Source organism: Bradyrhizobium diazoefficiens, assembly GCF_016612535.1.
GTDB classification, from domain to species: domain Bacteria; phylum Pseudomonadota; class Alphaproteobacteria; order Rhizobiales; family Xanthobacteraceae; genus Bradyrhizobium; species Bradyrhizobium diazoefficiens_C.
Genome location: NZ_JAENXS010000001.1, coordinates 174,681 through 192,358, shown reverse-complemented (window position 1 = coordinate 192,358; position 17,678 = coordinate 174,681). Strand labels below are relative to the sequence as shown.

At 64.1% G+C, this 17,678-nt stretch carries 17 protein-coding genes; 7 read left to right on the top strand and 10 right to left on the bottom strand.

The window, feature by feature from the left end:
- Positions 1-54 precede the first annotated feature (54 nt).
- The 4 genes from JJE66_RS00900 (at position 55) to JJE66_RS00885 (ending at position 6,787) form a co-directional block, all read left to right on the top strand.
- Entirely contained in the window at positions 55-1,284 is a 1,230-nt protein-coding gene (locus JJE66_RS00900) for a cytochrome P450 (RefSeq protein ID WP_200512254.1), read from the top strand.
- Between the two features lie 144 nt (positions 1,285-1,428).
- Positions 1,429-5,073, top strand: coding sequence for an AsmA family protein (locus tag JJE66_RS00895; RefSeq protein WP_200512253.1), 3,645 nt, complete (start codon positions 1,429-1,431; stop codon positions 5,071-5,073).
- A 298-nt stretch (positions 5,074-5,371) separates the two neighbouring features.
- Positions 5,372-6,496, top strand: coding sequence for a DUF2336 domain-containing protein (locus tag JJE66_RS00890; protein ID WP_200512252.1), 1,125 nt, complete (start codon positions 5,372-5,374; stop codon positions 6,494-6,496).
- 33 nt (positions 6,497-6,529) lie between these two features.
- Positions 6,530-6,787, top strand: a complete 258-nt coding sequence (locus JJE66_RS00885; RefSeq protein ID WP_200512251.1) for a hypothetical protein — start codon at positions 6,530-6,532, stop codon at positions 6,785-6,787.
- Positions 6,788-6,806: 19 nt separating this feature from the next.
- On the opposite strand, the gene JJE66_RS00880 is transcribed toward JJE66_RS00885, so the two are convergent.
- Together JJE66_RS00880 and JJE66_RS00875 are read right to left on the bottom strand one after the other, a co-directional pair.
- A complete protein-coding gene (locus JJE66_RS00880; protein WP_246756023.1) occupies positions 6,807-7,205 on the bottom strand; it encodes a hypothetical protein in 399 nt (132 codons plus the stop codon).
- Between the two features lie 212 nt (positions 7,206-7,417).
- Positions 7,418-7,765 carry a MerR family transcriptional regulator gene (locus tag JJE66_RS00875; RefSeq protein WP_200512250.1) on the bottom strand — a complete coding sequence of 116 codons (348 nt, stop codon included), beginning with the start codon at positions 7,763-7,765 and terminating at the stop codon, positions 7,418-7,420.
- Between the two features lie 85 nt (positions 7,766-7,850).
- Here JJE66_RS00875 and JJE66_RS00870 point away from each other — a divergent pair, with 85 nt between their 5' ends.
- From JJE66_RS00870 to JJE66_RS00860, 3 genes are all read left to right on the top strand, one after another.
- Entirely contained in the window at positions 7,851-8,861 is a 1,011-nt protein-coding gene (locus JJE66_RS00870) for an NAD(P)-dependent alcohol dehydrogenase (protein WP_200512249.1), read from the top strand.
- Between the two features lie 53 nt (positions 8,862-8,914).
- Positions 8,915-9,286: a cupin domain-containing protein gene (locus tag JJE66_RS00865; RefSeq protein WP_200512248.1), complete on the top strand. Its 372-nt coding sequence runs from the start codon at positions 8,915-8,917 to the stop codon at positions 9,284-9,286.
- A gap of 209 nt (positions 9,287-9,495) precedes the next feature.
- Positions 9,496-9,981, top strand: a complete 486-nt coding sequence (locus JJE66_RS00860) for a YkgB family protein (RefSeq protein WP_200512247.1) — start codon at positions 9,496-9,498, stop codon at positions 9,979-9,981.
- An 87-nt stretch (positions 9,982-10,068) separates the two neighbouring features.
- On the opposite strand, the gene JJE66_RS00855 is transcribed toward JJE66_RS00860, so the two are convergent.
- From JJE66_RS00855 to JJE66_RS00820, 8 genes are all read right to left on the bottom strand, one after another.
- Positions 10,069-10,701, bottom strand: a complete 633-nt coding sequence (locus JJE66_RS00855; protein WP_200512246.1) for a trans-aconitate 2-methyltransferase — start codon at positions 10,699-10,701, stop codon at positions 10,069-10,071.
- Between the two features lie 60 nt (positions 10,702-10,761).
- Positions 10,762-11,259 (bottom strand): GNAT family N-acetyltransferase, encoded by a 498-nt coding sequence (locus JJE66_RS00850; RefSeq protein WP_200512245.1) that lies wholly within the window; start codon positions 11,257-11,259, stop codon positions 10,762-10,764.
- A gap of 63 nt (positions 11,260-11,322) precedes the next feature.
- Positions 11,323-13,029 (bottom strand): ATP-binding protein, encoded by a 1,707-nt coding sequence (locus tag JJE66_RS00845; RefSeq protein ID WP_200512244.1) that lies wholly within the window; start codon positions 13,027-13,029, stop codon positions 11,323-11,325.
- Positions 13,026-14,540, bottom strand: coding sequence for an ATPase domain-containing protein (locus JJE66_RS00840; RefSeq protein ID WP_200512243.1), 1,515 nt, complete (start codon positions 14,538-14,540; stop codon positions 13,026-13,028). The genes JJE66_RS00845 and JJE66_RS00840 overlap by 4 nt, the downstream gene beginning before the upstream one ends.
- A 329-nt stretch (positions 14,541-14,869) precedes the next feature.
- A complete protein-coding gene (locus JJE66_RS00835; protein WP_200512242.1) occupies positions 14,870-16,741 on the bottom strand; it encodes a ferrous iron transporter B in 1,872 nt (623 codons plus the stop codon).
- A 25-nt stretch (positions 16,742-16,766) separates the two neighbouring features.
- A complete protein-coding gene (locus JJE66_RS00830) occupies positions 16,767-17,042 on the bottom strand; it encodes a FeoA family protein (RefSeq protein ID WP_200512241.1) in 276 nt (91 codons plus the stop codon).
- A gap of 113 nt (positions 17,043-17,155) precedes the next feature.
- Positions 17,156-17,410 (bottom strand): ribbon-helix-helix domain-containing protein, encoded by a 255-nt coding sequence (locus tag JJE66_RS00825; protein ID WP_200512240.1) that lies wholly within the window; start codon positions 17,408-17,410, stop codon positions 17,156-17,158.
- Positions 17,407-17,595 carry a DUF4169 family protein gene (locus JJE66_RS00820; protein ID WP_200512239.1) on the bottom strand — a complete coding sequence of 63 codons (189 nt, stop codon included), beginning with the start codon at positions 17,593-17,595 and terminating at the stop codon, positions 17,407-17,409. Before JJE66_RS00820 ends, JJE66_RS00825 begins: the two co-directional genes overlap by 4 nt.
- Positions 17,596-17,678: the final 83 nt, after the last annotated feature.

Sequence of the window (17,678 nt, the reverse complement as noted above, 5' to 3'; positions counted from 1 at the left end):
GGCATGGGGCAGCCTCGCGTATTCGTATCATGCGGCAACCGATGTGAGGTCACCATGAACGAGCAAGTGCAACCCGCCGGCGATCCGCTGTTCAATCCGCTGGCGCCGGACTTCATCCGCAACCCCTATCCGCATTACGACCGGCTGCGCACGATCGATCCGATCCATGTCACGCCGTTCGGCCAGTTCGTCGCCAGCCGTCATGCCGACGTCAGTCTGGTGATGCGCGACAAGCGTTTCGGCAAGGATTTTGTCGAGCGCACGACGCGCCGCTATGGCCCGGACATCATGAAGGAGCCGGTGTTCCGCAGCATGGGCAACTGGATGCTGCAGGCCGATCCGCCCGATCACACCCGCCTGCGCGGCCTCGTCGTGAAGGCCTTTACTGCGCGCCGGGTCGAAGACATGCGGCCGCGCATCCAGGAGATCGTGGACCAGACCATCGACGCGGTGATCGATCGCGGCCACATGGACCTGATCGAGGATTTCGCCTTCCGCCTGCCGGTCACCATCATCTGCGACATGCTCGGCATCCCGGAGGACCATCGCGAGGTCTTCTATAAGAGCTCGCGCGATGGCGGGCGGCTGCTCGATCCGGTGCCGATGACGCCCGAGGAGATCGCGAAGGGCAATGCCGCCAACGCGATGGCGCAGATGTATTTCCAGCCGCTGTTCGAGCTGCGACGTCGCAATCCCGGAGACGACCTCATCACCCAGCTGGTGCAGGCCGAGGAAGATGGCAACAAGCTCACCAATGAGGAGCTGACGGCCAACATCATCCTGCTGTTCGGCGCCGGCCACGAGACCACCGTCAATTTGATCGGCAACGGCCTGTTGGCGCTCCATCGCAATCCGGACCAGCTCGCGTTGCTGAAGGCGCGGCCGGATCTGATGACGAACGCGATCGAGGAATTCCTGCGCTACGATTCCTCGGTGCAGATGACCGGGCGCGTCACGCTGGAGGAGATCGACGATCTTGGCGGCAAGCGGATCCCCAAGGGCGAGTCCGTGCTCTGCCTGCTCGGCTCGGCCAATCACGATCCGGCGGTTTATCCCGATCATCCCGATCGGCTGGACATCACCCGGCCGAATGTCCGGCCGCTCTCATTCGGCGGCGGCATCCATTTCTGCCTCGGTGCCCAATTGGCGCGCATCGAGGCCGAGATCGCCATCGCCACGCTGTTGCGCCGGCTGCCCGACCTGCGCCTCGACGACGTCGAAAACCCGGAATGGCGCCCGACCTTCGTGCTGCGTGGCCTGAAGCAGCTGCCGGCGAGCTGGTAAGGCCCGGGCGCGTTAACCTCCGCGCGCAACAGTCGCTGTGACTTCGCCACACTTCCCCCTATATAAGGGGCTGTTCCGGCGCGCCTGAAGCTTGGTTGTAGGCTTGGGTTTGACCCGGGTGCCGGCTTGGTCGAGAGGAGACCCGTGCAGACGACGCTGCTCGGATTGGCGATTGCCTTTATTCTGGCGCTGCTAGCCGCGCTGATCGGGCCTTACTTCGTCGACTGGAACCAGTTCAGGCCCCAGTTTGAGGCGGAGGCGAGCCGGATCATCGGCGTGCCCGTGCGCGTGGCGGGCGAACTCGATGCGCGGCTGCTGCCGGCGCCGACGCTACGGCTGCGCGCGGTCACCTTCGGCGGCAACAACGATCTCGGGCGGTTGCGCGCCGACAAGCTCGACGTCGAGTTCAGCCTGAGCTCGCTGATGCGGGGCGAATGGCGCGCCACCGAGCTTTCGGTCGGCGGCATGGCGGTGGATCTCGGCCTCGATGCCAAAGGGCGGGTCGATTTGCCGTCCACCGCGAGCGGCACTTTCAACCTGGCCTCGCTTGCCATCGAGCGGCTGAACCTCACCGGCCGCATCGCGCTTCACGACGCCGCCAGCCGCTCGACGCTCGAGCTCAACGACATCGTCTTCTCCGGCGACGTGCGCTCGCTCGCGGGCTCGGTGCGCGGTGATGGCAGTTTCACCGCGGCCGGGACGCGCTATCCGTTCCGGATCTCCTCCGGGCCGAGCCCCGACGGCAGCGCCACCCGTCTGCACCTCAATATCGATCCCGGCGAGCGCGCGATCCTGGCCGATCTCGAAGGCGTGCTCGCCTTCGACAACCGCCAGCCGAAATTCGACGGCGCGCTGACGCTGGCGGTGCCGCCGACGAAGGAGCCGGGTAAGGCGGGACCGACACCCTGGAGGGTCGCCGCGAAACTCAAGGCCGATCCGGCCGGCGCCAAGTTCGACCAGGTCGAGGCGAGCTTCGGCCCCGAGGACGCTGCGCTGAAGGTCGGCGGCGTCGGCGACCTCAGGTTCGGCGCTGCGCCCTTGCTGCGCGCGGTGCTGTCGGCGCGGCAGATCGATGCCGACAAGCTCGCCGGCCGGGACGATGCCGAGCCGCTGCGGATTCTGCCAGCGCTGCGCGCGGGTCTCGCGGCGATCCCGCAGGCGCCGATCCCGGCACAGATCGAGTTCAACTCCGACCAGATCATGCTGGGCGGCCGTCCGCTGCAGAACATCGCGGCTGAGCTCAAGACCGATGGCAAATCCTGGACCTTCCAGCGGCTCGAGCTGCGCGCGCCCGGCATGACGCAGCTTTCGCTCAACGGCGCCACGCCCGGCGCTGACAGTTTTAGCGGCCGCCTCAGCGTCGAATCCTCCGATCCCGATACGCTGGTGGCCTGGCTCCAGGGCCGCAGCGAGATCAACCGCCGCAGCACGCGCCCGCTCCGCCTTGCCGGCGACGTGACGATCGCCGCCAATCATCTGGCCATCGACAGGCTGAAAGCTGACATCGAGGGCGGCGCGGTCGAGGGCCGCATTGCCTACGTGCAGACCGGCGCAAACAAAGGCTCGCGGATCGACGCAGAGCTGAAGGCGGACCGGCTTGATCTCGACGCCGCCGCGAGCTTTGTCCGCGCACTCGCCGGACCGCAGGGCGAATGGCCGGAGGAGGCGAAGCTCTCGCTCGACATTGGCCGGGCGATTTCGGCCGGACAGGAGCTGCGGCCGTTCGCGGCCAAGCTCGGCTACGGTCCGGCGACGCTGTCGCTGGAGCAACTGCGGTTCGGGCAGGCCAGCGGCGTGACCACAGAGGCGAGCGGCCATTTCGATCGCACCACGGCCACCGGCAAGCTCGCGCTGAAATCGTCGGCCAATTCGCTGCGCGATCTCACGGCGCTGCTCGAGCCGATCGCACCTGCGCTGCGCGCACGTTTCGATGCGATCGCGCCACTGCCCGGCGCGACGCGCCTGAAGCTCGACCTCAGCCTCGACAAGAATGCCGAACATTCCGATCGCAGCAACGCACGCGCCGTGTTCGATCTCGATGCGCCGCAGCTCAAGGCCACCGCGACGCTCACCGCGCAGACGCCGGTGGCGGCCCTCAACGGCATCGACATCGAAAAGCTGCGCAACAGCGACTTCACGTTGGAATCGAAGGTGTCGACGCCGCAGGCCGCCTCGCTGACGGCGCTGCTCGGTCTCGATCGCATGGTCGCCGCAGGCGAGGGCGCCTCGCAGATCGAGGGCAGACTGAGCGGCGCGTGGCGCCGGCCCGTGCTGCTGAACGCCAAGCTCAGCGGCGGCGGGCTGGATGCGGATGCGCAGGGCAGCGTCGAATTGTCGGCGCCGGAGCCGAAGGCCAGCGTGAATCTGCGCGTGCGCAACGCCAATCTGGCACCGCTGTTCGGAATCAGTCCGGCCGACAAATCGGCCCAGAATGTGAGCCTGTCCGCGCGCGTCGGGCTATCGGGCAATCGCCTGACTTTCGACGATCTCGACAGCACCGCTTCCGGCTCGCATCTGCGCGGCCATCTCGCCATGACGTTGGATCAGGAGAAGAGCGTTGACGGTGAAGTCGGGCTCGACACGCTCGATCCCGCGCCCGCGCTCGCGATGGCGATCGGCGCGGCCGGACATGACGCCGCCGCTCCGTTGGGCGCAGGTCTCGTCAGTGGCTGGCGCGGCCGGATCGCGTTCCAAGCGTTGCGCGGCAGCCTGCCGGGCGGAATCGAAATGCGCCCATTCAGCGGCACGATCAGGGGCGACGGCCAGTCGCTCGCGCTCGATGCGCTCAAGGGCGGCGTCGGTGGCGGCGAGATGACCGCAAGCCTTGATGCGCGCAACGGCGCCAACGGCCTGGCGCTCAACGCGCATCTCGATCTCAGCAATGTCGATGCGGCATCGTTGCGCTACCGCGATCTCGCGCTGCCCAAGGGGCGTGCCTCGGTGCAGATGTCGCTGACGAGCCAGGGCCGCAGCGTCTCGGCTCTGACCGGCGCGCTTGCCGGCAACGGCACGGTGACGCTGGATTCGGCTGAAATCTCGGGCCTCAATCCGCGCGCCTTCGAGATTGCCATCCGCGCCAGCGACGGCGGCCAGGTTTCCGACGACAACCGGCTGCGCCAGCTGGTCGAGCCCGCATTGTCGGCGGGGCCCATTTCGGTCCCTTCGGCGCAGATCGCGTTCACGATCCACGACGGCCGCCTGCGCGTCGGCGCAACCCCGCTGGAGGCGAAGAACGCGCGCGCGATCGTCTCCGGTGGTTACGACATTCCCGCCGACCAGGCCGACATCCGCGCCAGCCTGACGCCAATCATGACCGGCCTCTCCGGCGCGCCGCCGGAGATCCAGCTGTTTGCGGCGGGTCCCCCCGACAAGCTGAACCGTACCGTCGATCTCACGCCGCTGTCATCCTGGCTTGCCGTGCGCACGATCGATCGCGAGACGCGAAGGCTGGATGCCATCGAGCGCGGCGAGCCGCCGCCGGCGACTGCCGCGCTGCCGACACTGGTTTCGCCCGAGCCCGCGCGGGAGCCGGCGCTCACCGACGTGCCGATGCCGGGCCGCGATCCGCGCCGCGCGCCGCCGAAGCCGAGGGTTGAGCCCAGGGCTGAACCAAAGGCCGCCCCGACGCCGAAGCCGGCGCTTGCGGCCCCGGCGGCGCCGAGCCCGCCGCTTGCGAGCCAGCAGATCGCGCCCCTGCCGCCGCCGATCGAGGTGAGACCCGCCCCGGGCCCGCCGCCCGCAAGACCCCGGCCGAAGCCGCCGCTGGTCCTGACGCCGTCGAATCCGTAGGAAGCTCGTCTTGCCCGGGCTTGTCCCGGGCATCCACGGTCTTCGTACCGTGCGGAAAGGCGTGGATGGCCGGGAACGAGCCCGGCCATGACGCCGGAGAGGCATGAGTGCCTCAAGCGCAGCGCGGGCGTTACGCAGCGGTAACCGAATTCGCTCGCATTTGAATGAATTTTCGTCGGCAAAACTGAACTGCCGATTTTACTGGATTCTCGCGTTTGATCCCTAGTGTCGGTTCCCAGAGGAATCCGGCGTCCTGCCCGCACAGGCAGGATGGCTCACCAAGAACTGGGGTATCGAGATGAACGGGGCGACAACGCTTCTACAGGATCTGGACGACGCGATCGCGCGCGGTACCGACGAAAGCCGGGCGAAGGCATTGTGGCATGCGACCGATCTCTTGATCACCGGTCGCTACGTCGACGACGAGATCAGCATGTTCGGCGAGGTCATCGGGCGGCTAGCCGACGAGATCGAGGTCGAGGCGCGAGCGCAGCTCTCCGAATTGATGGCGGGCTGCGATCATGCTCCGCTCAACGTCATCGAGAAGCTCGCCTTCGACGACGAGATCGCGGTCGCAGGCCCGGTGCTGCGCGACTCGACCCGGATCGACGAGAAGCTGCTGGTCGCGAGCGCCTTGACCAAGGGCCAGGCGCATTTGCTCGCGATCTCCCAGCGCGAATCGATCGGCGAGGCCGTGACCGACGTTCTCGTCAAGCGTGGTAACCAGGAGGTTGTCACCGCGGTCGCCAGGAACGAGGGCGCGCGCTTCTCCGGCTCGGGCCTGCTGCACATGGTCCGGCGCGCCGAGGGCGATTCGATCCTCGCCGAGCAGCTCGGCCTGCGCAAGGACGTGCCGCGCCATGTCTTCCAGCAACTCATCTCCAAGGCATCTGAAGACGTCCGCCGCCGGCTCGAGACCGAGCGCCCGGAAATGATGTCGCAGATCCAGAGCTCGGTGACCGAGGTCACCGGCGATTTGCAGTCCAAGTTCGGCCCGTCCTCGCGCAGCTATTTCGTCGCCAAGCGCGTGGTGACGACGCAGTACCGGCAGGGCAACCTCAACCAGGTTTCGATCTCGAACTATGCGCGCCAGCACCGTTTCGACGAGGTGCAGATCGGCCTGTCGCTGCTGTCGTCGCTGCCGGTCGACGTGATCGAGCGCGCGCTGATGGACCGCAACCGCGAGATGATCCTGGTGCTGTGCAAGGCGCTCGACTTCTCCTGGGACACGACGATGTCGCTGCTGTTCCTCGGCGCCAAGGATCATTTGATCACGGCGCGCGAGCTCCACGACAACGAGCGCGATTTCGGTCGGCTCAAGATCGAGACCTCGCGCAGCATCTTGAAGTTCTACCAGTCGCGCAAGAACAGCGCCGGCACCGATCCCGCGACGGGTCGTCAGCCCGAGCTCCAGGTTCACTGAGCTTCATCCGGGAATTGGCAGGGAGTATCTGCAATGTTGCCTCAATTCGGCACCGCTCTTCGCAAGAATCCGAACAAGACCAAGCGCCTCAACAACAACCTCGCCGCCGAGACCGGCGGACCGGCTCCGGAGAAGGCCACGGTCGACGCCGCATGGCTGGTGCTGGAAGCCGCCAACGATCTCGGCGACCACGCCGCGATCGAAGCCTGCCGCCGCGTCATCGACGCCGAGCTGAACGGCACGGTCGCCGCCAGTGCGGATACCGATCTCGTGCTGGGGTATTTCAGGTAAGAGCGCAGAGCCCGGCGGCTCAGCCGCAATTCCAGACCGCGCCGATCGGCGTCCGTGTCCAGCACGGGCCGAAGCTGCCGCCATTGTAGCGGGGGCCGGCGAAGCCGGGCCGGCCGAAATAATGCCATTCGCCGTCGAAGTAGCGGTAATAGACCGGCACGCGATCGATATACCAGGGGCGCTGGTTTTCGCGCGCGTAGCGCCTGAAGCCGTTTTTCTGCGCGTAGAGCGGCTGGCTGTTGCTCAGCGGCTGGCGATAGCCCGGCAGGAAGCCGTAGCCGTGCCAGGTTTGCTTGGGCTTCTTAGCGGCCGACGCCGCGCGTGCAACGACCGGCAGCAGCGACAGGATAACAGCAACAAAAAGACATATAAGACGCGACATGAATCGACAATAAACAGCCGATCGCGGGAACGCCATTCAAATTCCAGTGGAACGCGTTTGGAAATTCGCGCGAACTTGATCGAAACGGTGTCTTCCAGGGCATGGCCGTCCAGGCCAAGGACGGCGAACTGAAAGGTGCAGCCGAGGCGGCGATGGTCGCGTGGCCGGGCGGAGAGAGGCAACGCGGTTACAAACGAAAGCGTCTTTGCGGAAGCGGCGGACGCCAGGCATCGACGCGAGGTGTGCGATCAGTTCACGCTTGCGAGGAAGCCCGCCAGAATTTTCCGGCTCTGGCTGAGTGTTTCGATTCGTTCGTCGATCAGGCCGACCTGCTGCGCGAGTATTCTGCGCAGCTCGTTACATGGCGTGAAAGCCGGATCGTTGTTTTGCACGCACGGCAGTAGCCGCTGGATCGTTTCGAGCGTCATGCCGGCGGAGCCAAGCATCTTGATCCGCCGCACCGTTTCCTCTTCGGCCGGGCCATAGTCGCGATAGCCGGAATTGGTTCGCAGGGGAGCAAGCAGTCCTTCGCCTTCGTAGTAACGCAGCATTCGGACGCTGACGCCCGTCCGCCGGGAGAGTTCACCAATCTTCACCTGAAAACCTCTTGACCCTGACAGCGCTGTCAGACCTTACAGACTCTGCTCATCCAGGTGAATACCCCCTTGCGAAGGAGCGACGATGAAAGCCTACCATCTCAATAGCGGTGCTGGTGCGGGCGGCCTTGTGCGAGCTGATGTCAGCAAGCCCGAGCCCGCAAACGGAGAGGTCCGCATCCGGGTCGAAGCGGCAAGTCTCAACTACCGCGACCTGCTGATCCGCGATCGCGTAGGTCAGGGTGCGCTCAACGGCCGCGTGCCGCTCTCCGATGGTGCAGGAATCGTTGACGCAATCGGCTCCGGCGTCGTGCAATGGCAAGTGGGCGACCGCGTTGTCGCATCGTTCTTTCGCGATTGGATCTCGGGGCCGTTCAAGGCCAGCTATGTTCCGTCAGCCCTCGGTGGCGACACGATGGACGGAATGTTGGCGGAGTACGTCGTGCTGCCGGCAACGGCACTCGTCTCCGTGCCGGCGCATCTCACCTCGATCGAGGCCGCGACATTGCCCTGTGCCGGCGTCACGGCCTGGCACGGCCTCATCGCACGCGGCGCCATGGGCAAGGGCGACACGCTGCTGGTCCAGGGAACGGGTGGCGTCGCGCTGTTCGGGCTTCAGTTCGCAGCGGCGCTGGGCGCGCGTGCGATCGTGATATCCTCCTCGGATGAAAAGCTCGCCCGTGCCAAGGCGCTGGGCGCCTCGATCCTCATCAATTACCGTGACACGCCGGACTGGGATGTCGCCCTGATGAAAGCGACCGATGGCGAAGGTGCCAGTCATATCCTCGAACTCGGCGGTCCCGGCACCTATGACCGATCGCTGCGATCGGTCGCGTCGGGCGGCAACATCGTTCAGATCGGTGTTTTGACCGGGTTCGGCCCGAAGCCCGACCTCGCGCGCCTTCAGTGGGAGAATGCCGACATCATCGGCGTCACCGTCGGGTCAGTCGAACATTTCGCAGCGATGAACCGTTTCCTGATCGAACACGCGATCCACCCGATCCTCGATCGGGTCTACGGCTTCGACGAGGTCCCCGAAGCCTATGCCCACCTCCGGACCGGCTCACATTTCGGCAAGGTCGTTGTAAAGCTTTAGCCTAGGAGTCGGCGCGCCGATGACAACTCAATGCAAGACGAGAAAGGTCCCCAATGGCTGAACGTCCCGACGCTCACGCAAGCGCGCAGCAGGCAGGCTTTGCCGGTGTCACGCGCAAAATTCTCGAACGTCTTCCATTGCCCGGCCAACAGCAGGAGCTCATGGTTGTCGAGGTCACCTATCCGCCCGGTGGTGTCGCTCCGCTTCACCGGCATCCCGTTGCAGGCGCGGTCTACATCGTCGAAGGCGTTGCCGAGTCCGCGTATGGCGATGACGAGCCGCGACAGTATCGTGCGGGCGAAACGTTGCAGGATCGGGCGGATGTCCAGCATACCTTGTTTCGCAATTGCGACCCGGACCATCCGCTCCGCTTTCTGACCATCTACGTGCTCGAGCCTGGGCGCTCCTACACGTTGGAGCCATGAGGCTGCGGAGCCATGAGGCGGCTGCGGCGATCCGGGTGGGCGCGTTTCAGCGCGGATCTCACGCTGCGGCTCGTACACGCGCAATGCACGCGGCTGTGATCGATGGAACTCCGGAGACGCGTAACGACGCAAGCTCCTCCTCGTAGAGCAACTTGGCGAGCGCATGTTTCGCTCGCCGAAGCATTTGCAATCCGGGGAGACATCGTCATATGCAGGGGTTCAACGTCGCCGAGGACGGAGGCGGTTCTTATCGTCCTCTCGCCATTCTCCGCTGGGTCATGGTGATCATCTTCGTATCGTTCGGGATGCAGAAATTCACGCTGCAGTCGGCACAGGGCATTGCTCAGTTCATCACCAACAGTCCCTTCATCTCCTGGCTGTCGATATTCGGGCTGAGAGGCGAGGCGTATGTCCTCGGTGTGTCTGAATTCGTGATTGCGGCGCTGCTCGCGGCCGGCGCGTTCAGCCCTGTCTTGTCCGCTCTCGGTTCATTCATGGGCATCGTGACCTTCGCGATCACGTGGTCGTTCTTCTTCACGACGCCGGGCGTCGTCAGATGGAGCCTCTCAGCCGATCCGATGGCGTGGAACTTGACCGGCGAGTTCCTGTTCAAGGATATCGTTCTGCTGTGCGTCTGCGCCGTGCTGTTTCTCGCGTCGTTGCCGCAGTCGGTGGTCCGGCTGCGCGCCGGCTGAGCGTCGCGGCCGTCTCTCGTCCCACAGGATGGGCCGGCTCTTGCGAAACCAGTGGCCCTGGGATGAAACCAAGTCTGACGGACTTCGCTAAGAGCTGACGTCAGGCAGCGAAGCCGTGCTGCGGAATCGTCCGATCCAGACGGTGTGCCGGCCGCATTCGGGATCTTCGACCACATGATCGACGACGTCGAAGCCGTTACTGTCGAGCAATTGGCGATATTCAGCCGCGTGGAGAGTCGCATGATAAAGCGGCTCACCCTCGAAACTCCCGATGGCTTCCCCGAACGACGGGCCGCTGGTAAACATCAGCGCCGCGTCGGCGTCGGCATGCCGCCGAAAAATCGGAAACATGTGGCGTTGGTCGTCGGGGCTTAGATGGAATAAGCTATCCCAGGCCAGCAAGCCGTCGAACCTCGCATTCAAATTCAGAGAGCGCATGTCTGAAACGAGCCAGGTTGCGCCGGGAAAAGTGTCTTTTGCAATATCGATCATTTCCGGAGCAGCATCGATCCCCGTCACGGTACACCCCGTTTCGAGCAAATAGCGCGCGATCGGCTCTCCGGGACCGCATCCGATATCCAGCACTTTAGGTTGCGCCGGCAACTGCGCGATCAATCGATCGAGCCATTTGCGCTCGATCAGATGTCGTTCCCGCTGGTGCAGCCATGCAGCCGCATGTCGGCGATACAATCTGACGATGTTCTCCGCATCCGAATTCATTCAACGTCATTCCTGGCCCGACTGATCATGTTGGGCTGTCCGATCCCGCCAAGCCGTTTCTCATCTCCGGATACGGTAGATCACGACGTCCTCGCCATGATGCGTCGTGCTCTTCTCGAGCACGTAGTTCGATTTCTCTAGCACGCGGCGGGATGCGCCATGCGCGACGAAGACCAGGCCGATGAGAGACGGCAGCGCGAGTTGCGACAGACCGATCTCCGTCAGCGCAGTCGCGATCTCGCTTGCAAGCCCTTGGCCCCAGAGATCTCGCTTGAACGTGTAGGCGATCTCGATCTCGTCTATGCCCTCGACGAGGATGTGCCGGATGCCTGCCCGTCCGGCGAAGGCTCCGTCTTTCGTTCGTAGCACCCACAACCCGAAGCCGTGCTGATCCCAATGCGCCATGTTGGTGGCAAGATAGGTCTTCGTCGTCTCCGCCGAGCGTACGCCGCCGAGATAGCGGGACACCTCGGCATCGAGATGCAACGCGACCAGGTCGGGGAGATGGTCCTCGCGCAGTTTATCGGCGGTCAATCTGTCGGTGCTGAAGTGATCCATGGAGATAGATAACCGCTGCTAAGGCCTGTCGTCGATCCTTTCGCAATGCGAAACCGTGTGACATCAGTGCCGGTTGGATCGCTTGGATTCTGCGTCGAGCCTAAGTTCCGACTTCACCGCGCTGAGCGCCGCGCCCAGCTCGTCGATATGATATGGTTTGGGCAAAATCCGGATGCCCGCCTGTTCGGCTTCGTGAACCGCGGCTTCGGAGTATCCGCTGGTCAGAAGGACGGGGATGTCGCTGCGTCTTCTTTTGATCTCATGCGCCAACTCGACCCCATTCATGCCGCCCGGCATCATGATGTCGGAAAAGATGAGGTCGACTGCGCGGCCGTCGGCCAGGGCACCGAGGGCGGCGGCACCGCTCGCAGCACGTGTGACCTCGTAGCCGAGCTGCGCAAGCATCTCGCTCACCAGTGCCGCAACTTCGTCGTCGTCTTCGACCAGCAGGATCCTGCCATGGTTGTCCTTTTTCGGCCGCACCATGTTGAGATCGATGAGGTGCCGCTTCTTGGGCGGGACGCCGTGGGATCGCGGCAGGTAAAGCTCGATGCTGGTGCCCTGGCCGACTTGCGATCGAATGCGGACCGTCCCCCGTGACTGCGTCGCAAATCCATGGACCTGGGCAAGGCCCAGTCCAGACCCCTTTCCAACTTCCTTGGTCGTGAAAAACGGTTCGAAAACGCGCGACAGAATCTCCGGCTCCATGCCGATGCCGGTATCGACGACGGACAGGCGCACGTAGTCGCCAATGATCTGCTCGTCATTCATATCCGGGAGATTTTCTCCTCGCACGACAATCGTGCCGCCGTTGGGCATCGCGTCCCGGGCGTTGACCGTGAGGTTGAGAATCACGAGCTCGAGCTCGCCAGGATCGACCTCCACCGGCCAGAGCGTGTCCGGAAAATCGAACTCGACGTGGACGTCGCCTCTCAGGCTTCGATCGAGCAGTTCGCGCATGCCGCCCATCTGCAAGACGACGTCAACGGGTACTGGCCGGAGCGTCTGCCGCCGAGAGAACGCAAGAAGCTGCCTGGTCAGGCTGGCCCCGCGCTGCGCAGCCTGGACCATGCCGTCCATCAACCGGCGACGGCGGTTTGGGTCTGTCTGACGGTCAAGCATGTCCAGGCCACCGGAAATGACCATCAGCAGATTGTTGAAATCATGCGCCACCCCCCCGGTCAACTGGCCGATGGCTTCGATCTTCTGAGCCTGGCGGAGCGTCTCCTCGACCCGGGCGCGCTCGTTCATTTCGAGGCGCAATTGTTCATTGGCTTCCTTCAGCGCGCGGGTGCGGTCGACGACCAGTTTTTCGAGTTGCTGGGCTGTCTGCTCGCGAGCCGCGAGCAATGTCCGGATCTCGTATTGACGCCTCCGGGCTCGCATCGCCGACTGAATGGCGCTTGTCAGCGTCATCGGCTGGATCGGTCGTTCAAGCAGTGAGACGTTTCGGAGAAGTGAGACGACGCCGCGGCGCCATGCGACGACGGCGGGATGCTCGCGATGGCTGGTGAGAATGACGAAAGGAAGGTCGGACCATGGTGGCTGGTTCGCGATCCATTGCGCCAGCGGCGCTGTGTCCTTTCCGAACAAGCCTTCCTCGGCAAGCAAAACCGCGCCCACGCCAGCGGTCATCTCGGTGACAAGTTCGGAAAGACTTCGGCAGATGATCGTTTCGAGGTTCGAGCTGCGGAAAAGCTCCGCGGCGGCCAGTCCGTCGCGTCCTATCGGAGCAAAGACGAGAACATGATGATCTCGCTCGACGTTCATTCAGCCGGTCCTTCAGGCATTGCGGTACCAGTATAACGCGGATTGCCCGAAAAGATGCCGCTGAATTCCTTGAGCGGCGGACCCAGCTTGATGCCGGCGCTGCTGAGGCGAAACTCGCGGATCGTGTGCTCGTGATGACCGCTGCGCTTCTTGACGACCGACAAGGCGCGCCGCACCGTGCCGCCCACCTCGAAATATCGCAGCATGATCACAGCGTCGCTCAAATAGCTGATGTCGAGTGGCGTATCCATCGGGCCGACCAGCCCATGCTGAGCGAGAACCAGGATCGTCAGCACGCCTTGCTGCGCAAGATAGCTCAGGAGCTCGTGCATCTGCAGGATGAGAAAGCGCTCGTCCGGCATGGCATTGAGGTACCCATTCAAGCTGTCGATGATGACGATGCGCGCGTTGTCGCATTCAACGCTTTTTCTCACGTTTGCGGCGAACTCGCCCGGCGACAGTTCGGCCGGATCGATCTGTTGAAACCGGACAAGTCCGGACTCGATGTGTTTTTCGAGAGGCAAACCGAGCGTCCTGGCCCGCGCTTCGACCGTGCCGCGGCCTTCATCGAAAGCGAAAAAGACGGCGTGTTCGCCGCGTTCGGCCGCCGCTATTGCATAGGTCAATGCAACGGATGACTTGCCGACGCCGGCGGCGCCTATGAGGAGCGCGTTGGTGCCGCGCTCGAGGCCACCTCCCAAAAGCTGATCCAGTTCGGCGTTGCCGCTGGGAGTGTACTCACCGCGAAAAGGCTTGTGATGCTCGGCGGCGACCAGCCTGGGAAAGATATGCAGGCCGCCTTGTTCGATCGTGAAATCATGATAGCCGCCGCGAAACTTGATGCCGCGCATTTTGATCACGCGAAGCCGCCGCCGCTCCGCGCCGTAATCGATGGCGAGCTGTTCGAGCATCACGACGCCGTGCGCAATGGAATGCAGTTGCAGGTCGTCCTGGGACGAAGAGAGATCGTCGAGAAGCACGACGGTGCAATTGCGGTTGGTGAAGAAGTGCTTCAGCGCCAGGACCTGGCGTCTGTATCGAAGCGGGTTCTGAGCAAGGAGCCGCAGTTCGGACAGGCTGTCGAGCACCACGCGGGTCGGATTGATGCGCTCGACCTCCTTGAAAACAAGGTTCGTCGTTTCGCCCAATTCCATCTCGGCGGGATGGAACACCGTGAGTTCGCGGTCCGGATCGAGCGTCGTCTCCGGTGGCACCAGTTCAAAGATGTCGACACCTTCGAGCGACCAGCCATGCCGTTTCGCGACGAGATCGAGCTCGCGCTTCGTTTCGGACAGGGAAATGTAGAGCACGCGTTCGCCACTGTGGACCCCGCGCAGCAGGAACTGGAGCGCCATGGTGGTCTTGCCGGTGCCCGGTCTGCCCTCGTACAGGTACATCCGGTTGGCGTCGAAGCCCCCTCCGAGAATGTCATCGAGCCCAGCGCTGCCTGTCGAAATTCGCGGCAAATCCTTGGGCTCACCGTCTTGATCGGCGCTGGGTTTATTGATCATCGAACTTCCTGACGCTTTCACCCCGAAAAGGGCGCCATCGGTGTTAAAGGCTCCGGCCGAAAAAGGATGCCGATAAGGAACTCGAAGGAAGGCGCCGGGTTCCATGCGGAGAAGCGGCGGCCTGGCTCGCGAGGCTGGCGCAGTACGCGCCTCACCGAGGAACCGGTGCAGGGACGAGTCGCTGCGGAATTTCCGATAATGCCATTGTGCCGGTGTTTTGCCCGACGGGTCAACCGGTATGTGGCGCTTCGCGGCCGTGACAGGCATCACCCGGACAGCCCCGGTCTACTGTGCATGGGGTTGTTTTCGCGTTTTGGTTTTGCGGGAGGCTAGCCGGCCCCTAACGCCACAGCGACATTGTACGTCACGAGGCTTGCTGCATAGGCCAGCACCAGCATGTAGGCGAAGGTTGCAGCCATCCATCGCCAGCTCCCGGTCTCGCGCCGGATCACGGCGAGCGTCGAGGCGCATTGCGGGGCGAAGATGTACCAGGCGAGCATCGACAGCGCGGTGGCAAGCGACCACTTCGTCGCCAGCACCTGGCCGATCTGCTCGGCCGCCTCCTTGCCGCCTTCGATCGCATAGACGGTGCCGAGCGCTGCGACCGCGACTTCGCGCGCCGCCATGCCGGGAATCAGCGCGACCGCGATCTGCCAGTTGAAGCCGACGGGGCTAAGTAGCGGCTCGATCGCCTTGCCGATGATCGCAGCTAAGCTGAAGTCGATGGCAGGCTCCGTGCTGCCCGCCGGCGGCTGCGGGAACGAGGCGAGGAACCAGATCAGCACCATCATCGAGAAGATCGTGGTGCCGGCGCGGTGGAGGAACATCTTGGCCCGCGTGGTGACACCGATCGCGATCGATTTCAGGCGGGGCACCTTGTAATCCGGCAGCTCCAGCATGAACGGCGCCGGCGCATAGTCGCGCAGCATGAAGAACTTGATCAGGAACGAGACGGCGAGCGCGCTGACGATGCCGGTGGCGTAGAGGCCGAACATCACGAGGCCCTGGAGGTTGATGAAGCCCCAGACGTCCTTGGCCGGAATGAAGGCCGAGATGATCAGCGTGTAGACCGGTATGCGCGCCGAGCAGGTCATCAGCGGCGCGATCAGCATCGTGGTCAGCCGGTCGCGCTTGTTGTCGATCACGCGCGTCGCCATGATGCCGGGAATGGCGCAGGCAAAGCTCGACAGCAGCGGAATGAAGGCGCGGCCGTGCAGCCCTGCACCGCCCATGATGCGGTCCATCAGGAAGGCGGCGCGCGCCATGTAGCCGAAATCTTCCAAGAGCAGAATGAACAGGAAGATGATGATGATCTGCGGCAGGAACACGATGACGCTGCCGACGCCCGAGATCACGCCGTTCTGGAGGAAGCTCTGCAACAGGCCGGCGGGTAGCGTGGCGTGCACGAACTCGCCGAGCGCATCGAAGCCGGATTGCAGCAGCTCCATCAGCGGCTGTGCCCACGCGAACACCGCCTGGAACATCACGAACAGGATAGCCGCCAGCACCACGAGCCCGCCGACGGGGTGCAGCACCACGGCATCGATCCGTGCGGTCAAGGTGTCGGGCCTAGCCGGCAGGCTGACGCAGTCGGAGATGATGCGATCGGCCTCGCGCTGGGTGGCGCGCAGCTCGGCAACGCTGAGCGCGCGCCAGTTGTTCTCCGCAGGCTCGGCGGCGAGCTTCGCCGAGATCTCGTCGGTCAGGTTCAACAGATCGGCCGTGCCGCCCTTGCGCACCGCGATCGAGGTGACCACGGGCACGCCGAGCTCCTTGGCGAGCCGTTCGACGTCGACCGAGATGCCGCGGCGGCTCGCGATGTCGAACATGTTGAGCACGAGGATCATCGGCCGTCCGGTGCGCTTCAGCTCCAGCAGCAGGCGGATGGTCAGGCGCAGATTGGTCGAGTCGGCCACGCACAGCACGAGGTCGGGCACGGTCTCGCCGGTGGCCTTGCCGAGCACGAAGTCGCGAGTGATCTCCTCGTCCGGGCTGCGGCCGCGCAGCGAATAGGTGCCGGGGAGGTCGACGACGGAGACCTGGCGGCCGAGCGGGGTGACGAAGAAGCCTTCCTTGCGCTCGACGGTGACGCCCGGATAGTTCGCGACCTTCTGCCGGCTGCCGGTCAGCGCATTGAACAGCGAGGTCTTGCCGCTGTTTGGCGTGCCCACCAGGGCGAGATGCAGCAGGGGTAATTCCATGGACTCGAATTTCCGGTCGCGATTCTCAGGCGACGATGATGGCCATGGCCTCGCGGCGACGCACCGCGATGGTGATGTTGTCGACACGCACGGCGATCGGGTCGCGCCCGACCAGCCCCTCGTGCAGGATCTCGACCCGGGCGCCCTCGACGAAGCCGAGCTCGATCAGCCGGCTCTCGAGCTCGATGTCCGAGAGTGCCGAGCCCGCGTCCTTGGCGGAGAGGTGCTGAATGACGCCGGTGTAGCCGCGCTGGGCCAGGCCCAGCGGCATCTCGCGGCGCGTATCATGGGTGTCGGTCATGCCCTGTATTTTCAACGCAGGGCATGCAGGTCAAGCGCGCACGCGCTCCGAAACTGCACCTTAGAGCGATTTTAAAGTGCAGATCACGAAGGCGTGGGCAGAGCGCCTCGGCACTACTGGGCCGGGACCTTTTCGGGCTGGATGGCGGCCATGGCGCGGCTCTTGAAGTAGTCGAGCACGAACAAGCGGATCGCCGAGGACAGATTGCCCTGCTGGCGGCCGCAGTCGATTTCACCCACGAGCTCGGACAGCGTCATGTTGCGCAGGCCCGAGATCTCCTTCATGCCATTCCAGAACGCCTCTTCCAGGCTGACGCTGGTCTTGTGGCCGGCGACTACGATCGAACGCTTCACGACGGGCGACTTCATGGCTGCTCCTCGCGATCGATCCGGTGCTGGTCCAGATGCGCCTTCGCCTGGTCCGCCTGCGTCTCCTCCACCGATCGCTCGGCCTTCGTGCGGCCGAACTTCGCCCGGTTGGCGTCCGCCTGCTTCGCCGAGGCTTCCCGCTCGGCGCGCTTCCGGAAGCGGTTCAGGTTGATGACGTTCCCCATGCCGCGTCTCCATCATCCGATCCTTTTCAGGCTAGATGAAACATTCAGAAACCAGGCGCCACGTCGCGCCCCATGAGATTTGA

What these genes read in the sequence shown, in the direction of transcription:
- JJE66_RS00900 (WP_200512254.1), top strand. Translation starts at nt 55, where the DNA reads ATGAACGAGCAAGTGCAACCCGCCGGCGATCCGCTGTTCAATCCGCTG.
- JJE66_RS00890 (WP_200512252.1), top strand. Translation starts at nt 5,372, where the DNA reads ATGAACGGGGCGACAACGCTTCTACAGGATCTGGACGACGCGATCGCG.
- JJE66_RS00885 (WP_200512251.1), top strand. Translation starts at nt 6,530, where the DNA reads ATGTTGCCTCAATTCGGCACCGCTCTTCGCAAGAATCCGAACAAGACC.
- JJE66_RS00880 (WP_246756023.1), bottom strand. Translation starts at nt 7,205, where the DNA reads ATGGCGTTCCCGCGATCGGCTGTTTATTGTCGATTCATGTCGCGTCTT.
- JJE66_RS00870 (WP_200512249.1), top strand. Translation starts at nt 7,851, where the DNA reads ATGAAAGCCTACCATCTCAATAGCGGTGCTGGTGCGGGCGGCCTTGTG.
- JJE66_RS00865 (WP_200512248.1), top strand. Translation starts at nt 8,915, where the DNA reads ATGGCTGAACGTCCCGACGCTCACGCAAGCGCGCAGCAGGCAGGCTTT.
- JJE66_RS00860 (WP_200512247.1), top strand. Translation starts at nt 9,496, where the DNA reads ATGCAGGGGTTCAACGTCGCCGAGGACGGAGGCGGTTCTTATCGTCCT.
- JJE66_RS00855 (WP_200512246.1), bottom strand. Translation starts at nt 10,701, where the DNA reads ATGAATTCGGATGCGGAGAACATCGTCAGATTGTATCGCCGACATGCG.
- JJE66_RS00850 (WP_200512245.1), bottom strand. Translation starts at nt 11,259, where the DNA reads ATGGATCACTTCAGCACCGACAGATTGACCGCCGATAAACTGCGCGAG.
- JJE66_RS00845 (WP_200512244.1), bottom strand. Translation starts at nt 13,029, where the DNA reads ATGAACGTCGAGCGAGATCATCATGTTCTCGTCTTTGCTCCGATAGGA.
- JJE66_RS00840 (WP_200512243.1), bottom strand. Translation starts at nt 14,540, where the DNA reads ATGATCAATAAACCCAGCGCCGATCAAGACGGTGAGCCCAAGGATTTG.
- JJE66_RS00835 (WP_200512242.1), bottom strand. Translation starts at nt 16,741, where the DNA reads ATGGAATTACCCCTGCTGCATCTCGCCCTGGTGGGCACGCCAAACAGC.
- JJE66_RS00830 (WP_200512241.1), bottom strand. Translation starts at nt 17,042, where the DNA reads ATGACCGACACCCATGATACGCGCCGCGAGATGCCGCTGGGCCTGGCC.
- JJE66_RS00825 (WP_200512240.1), bottom strand. Translation starts at nt 17,410, where the DNA reads ATGAAGTCGCCCGTCGTGAAGCGTTCGATCGTAGTCGCCGGCCACAAG.
- JJE66_RS00820 (WP_200512239.1), bottom strand. Translation starts at nt 17,595, where the DNA reads ATGGGGAACGTCATCAACCTGAACCGCTTCCGGAAGCGCGCCGAGCGG.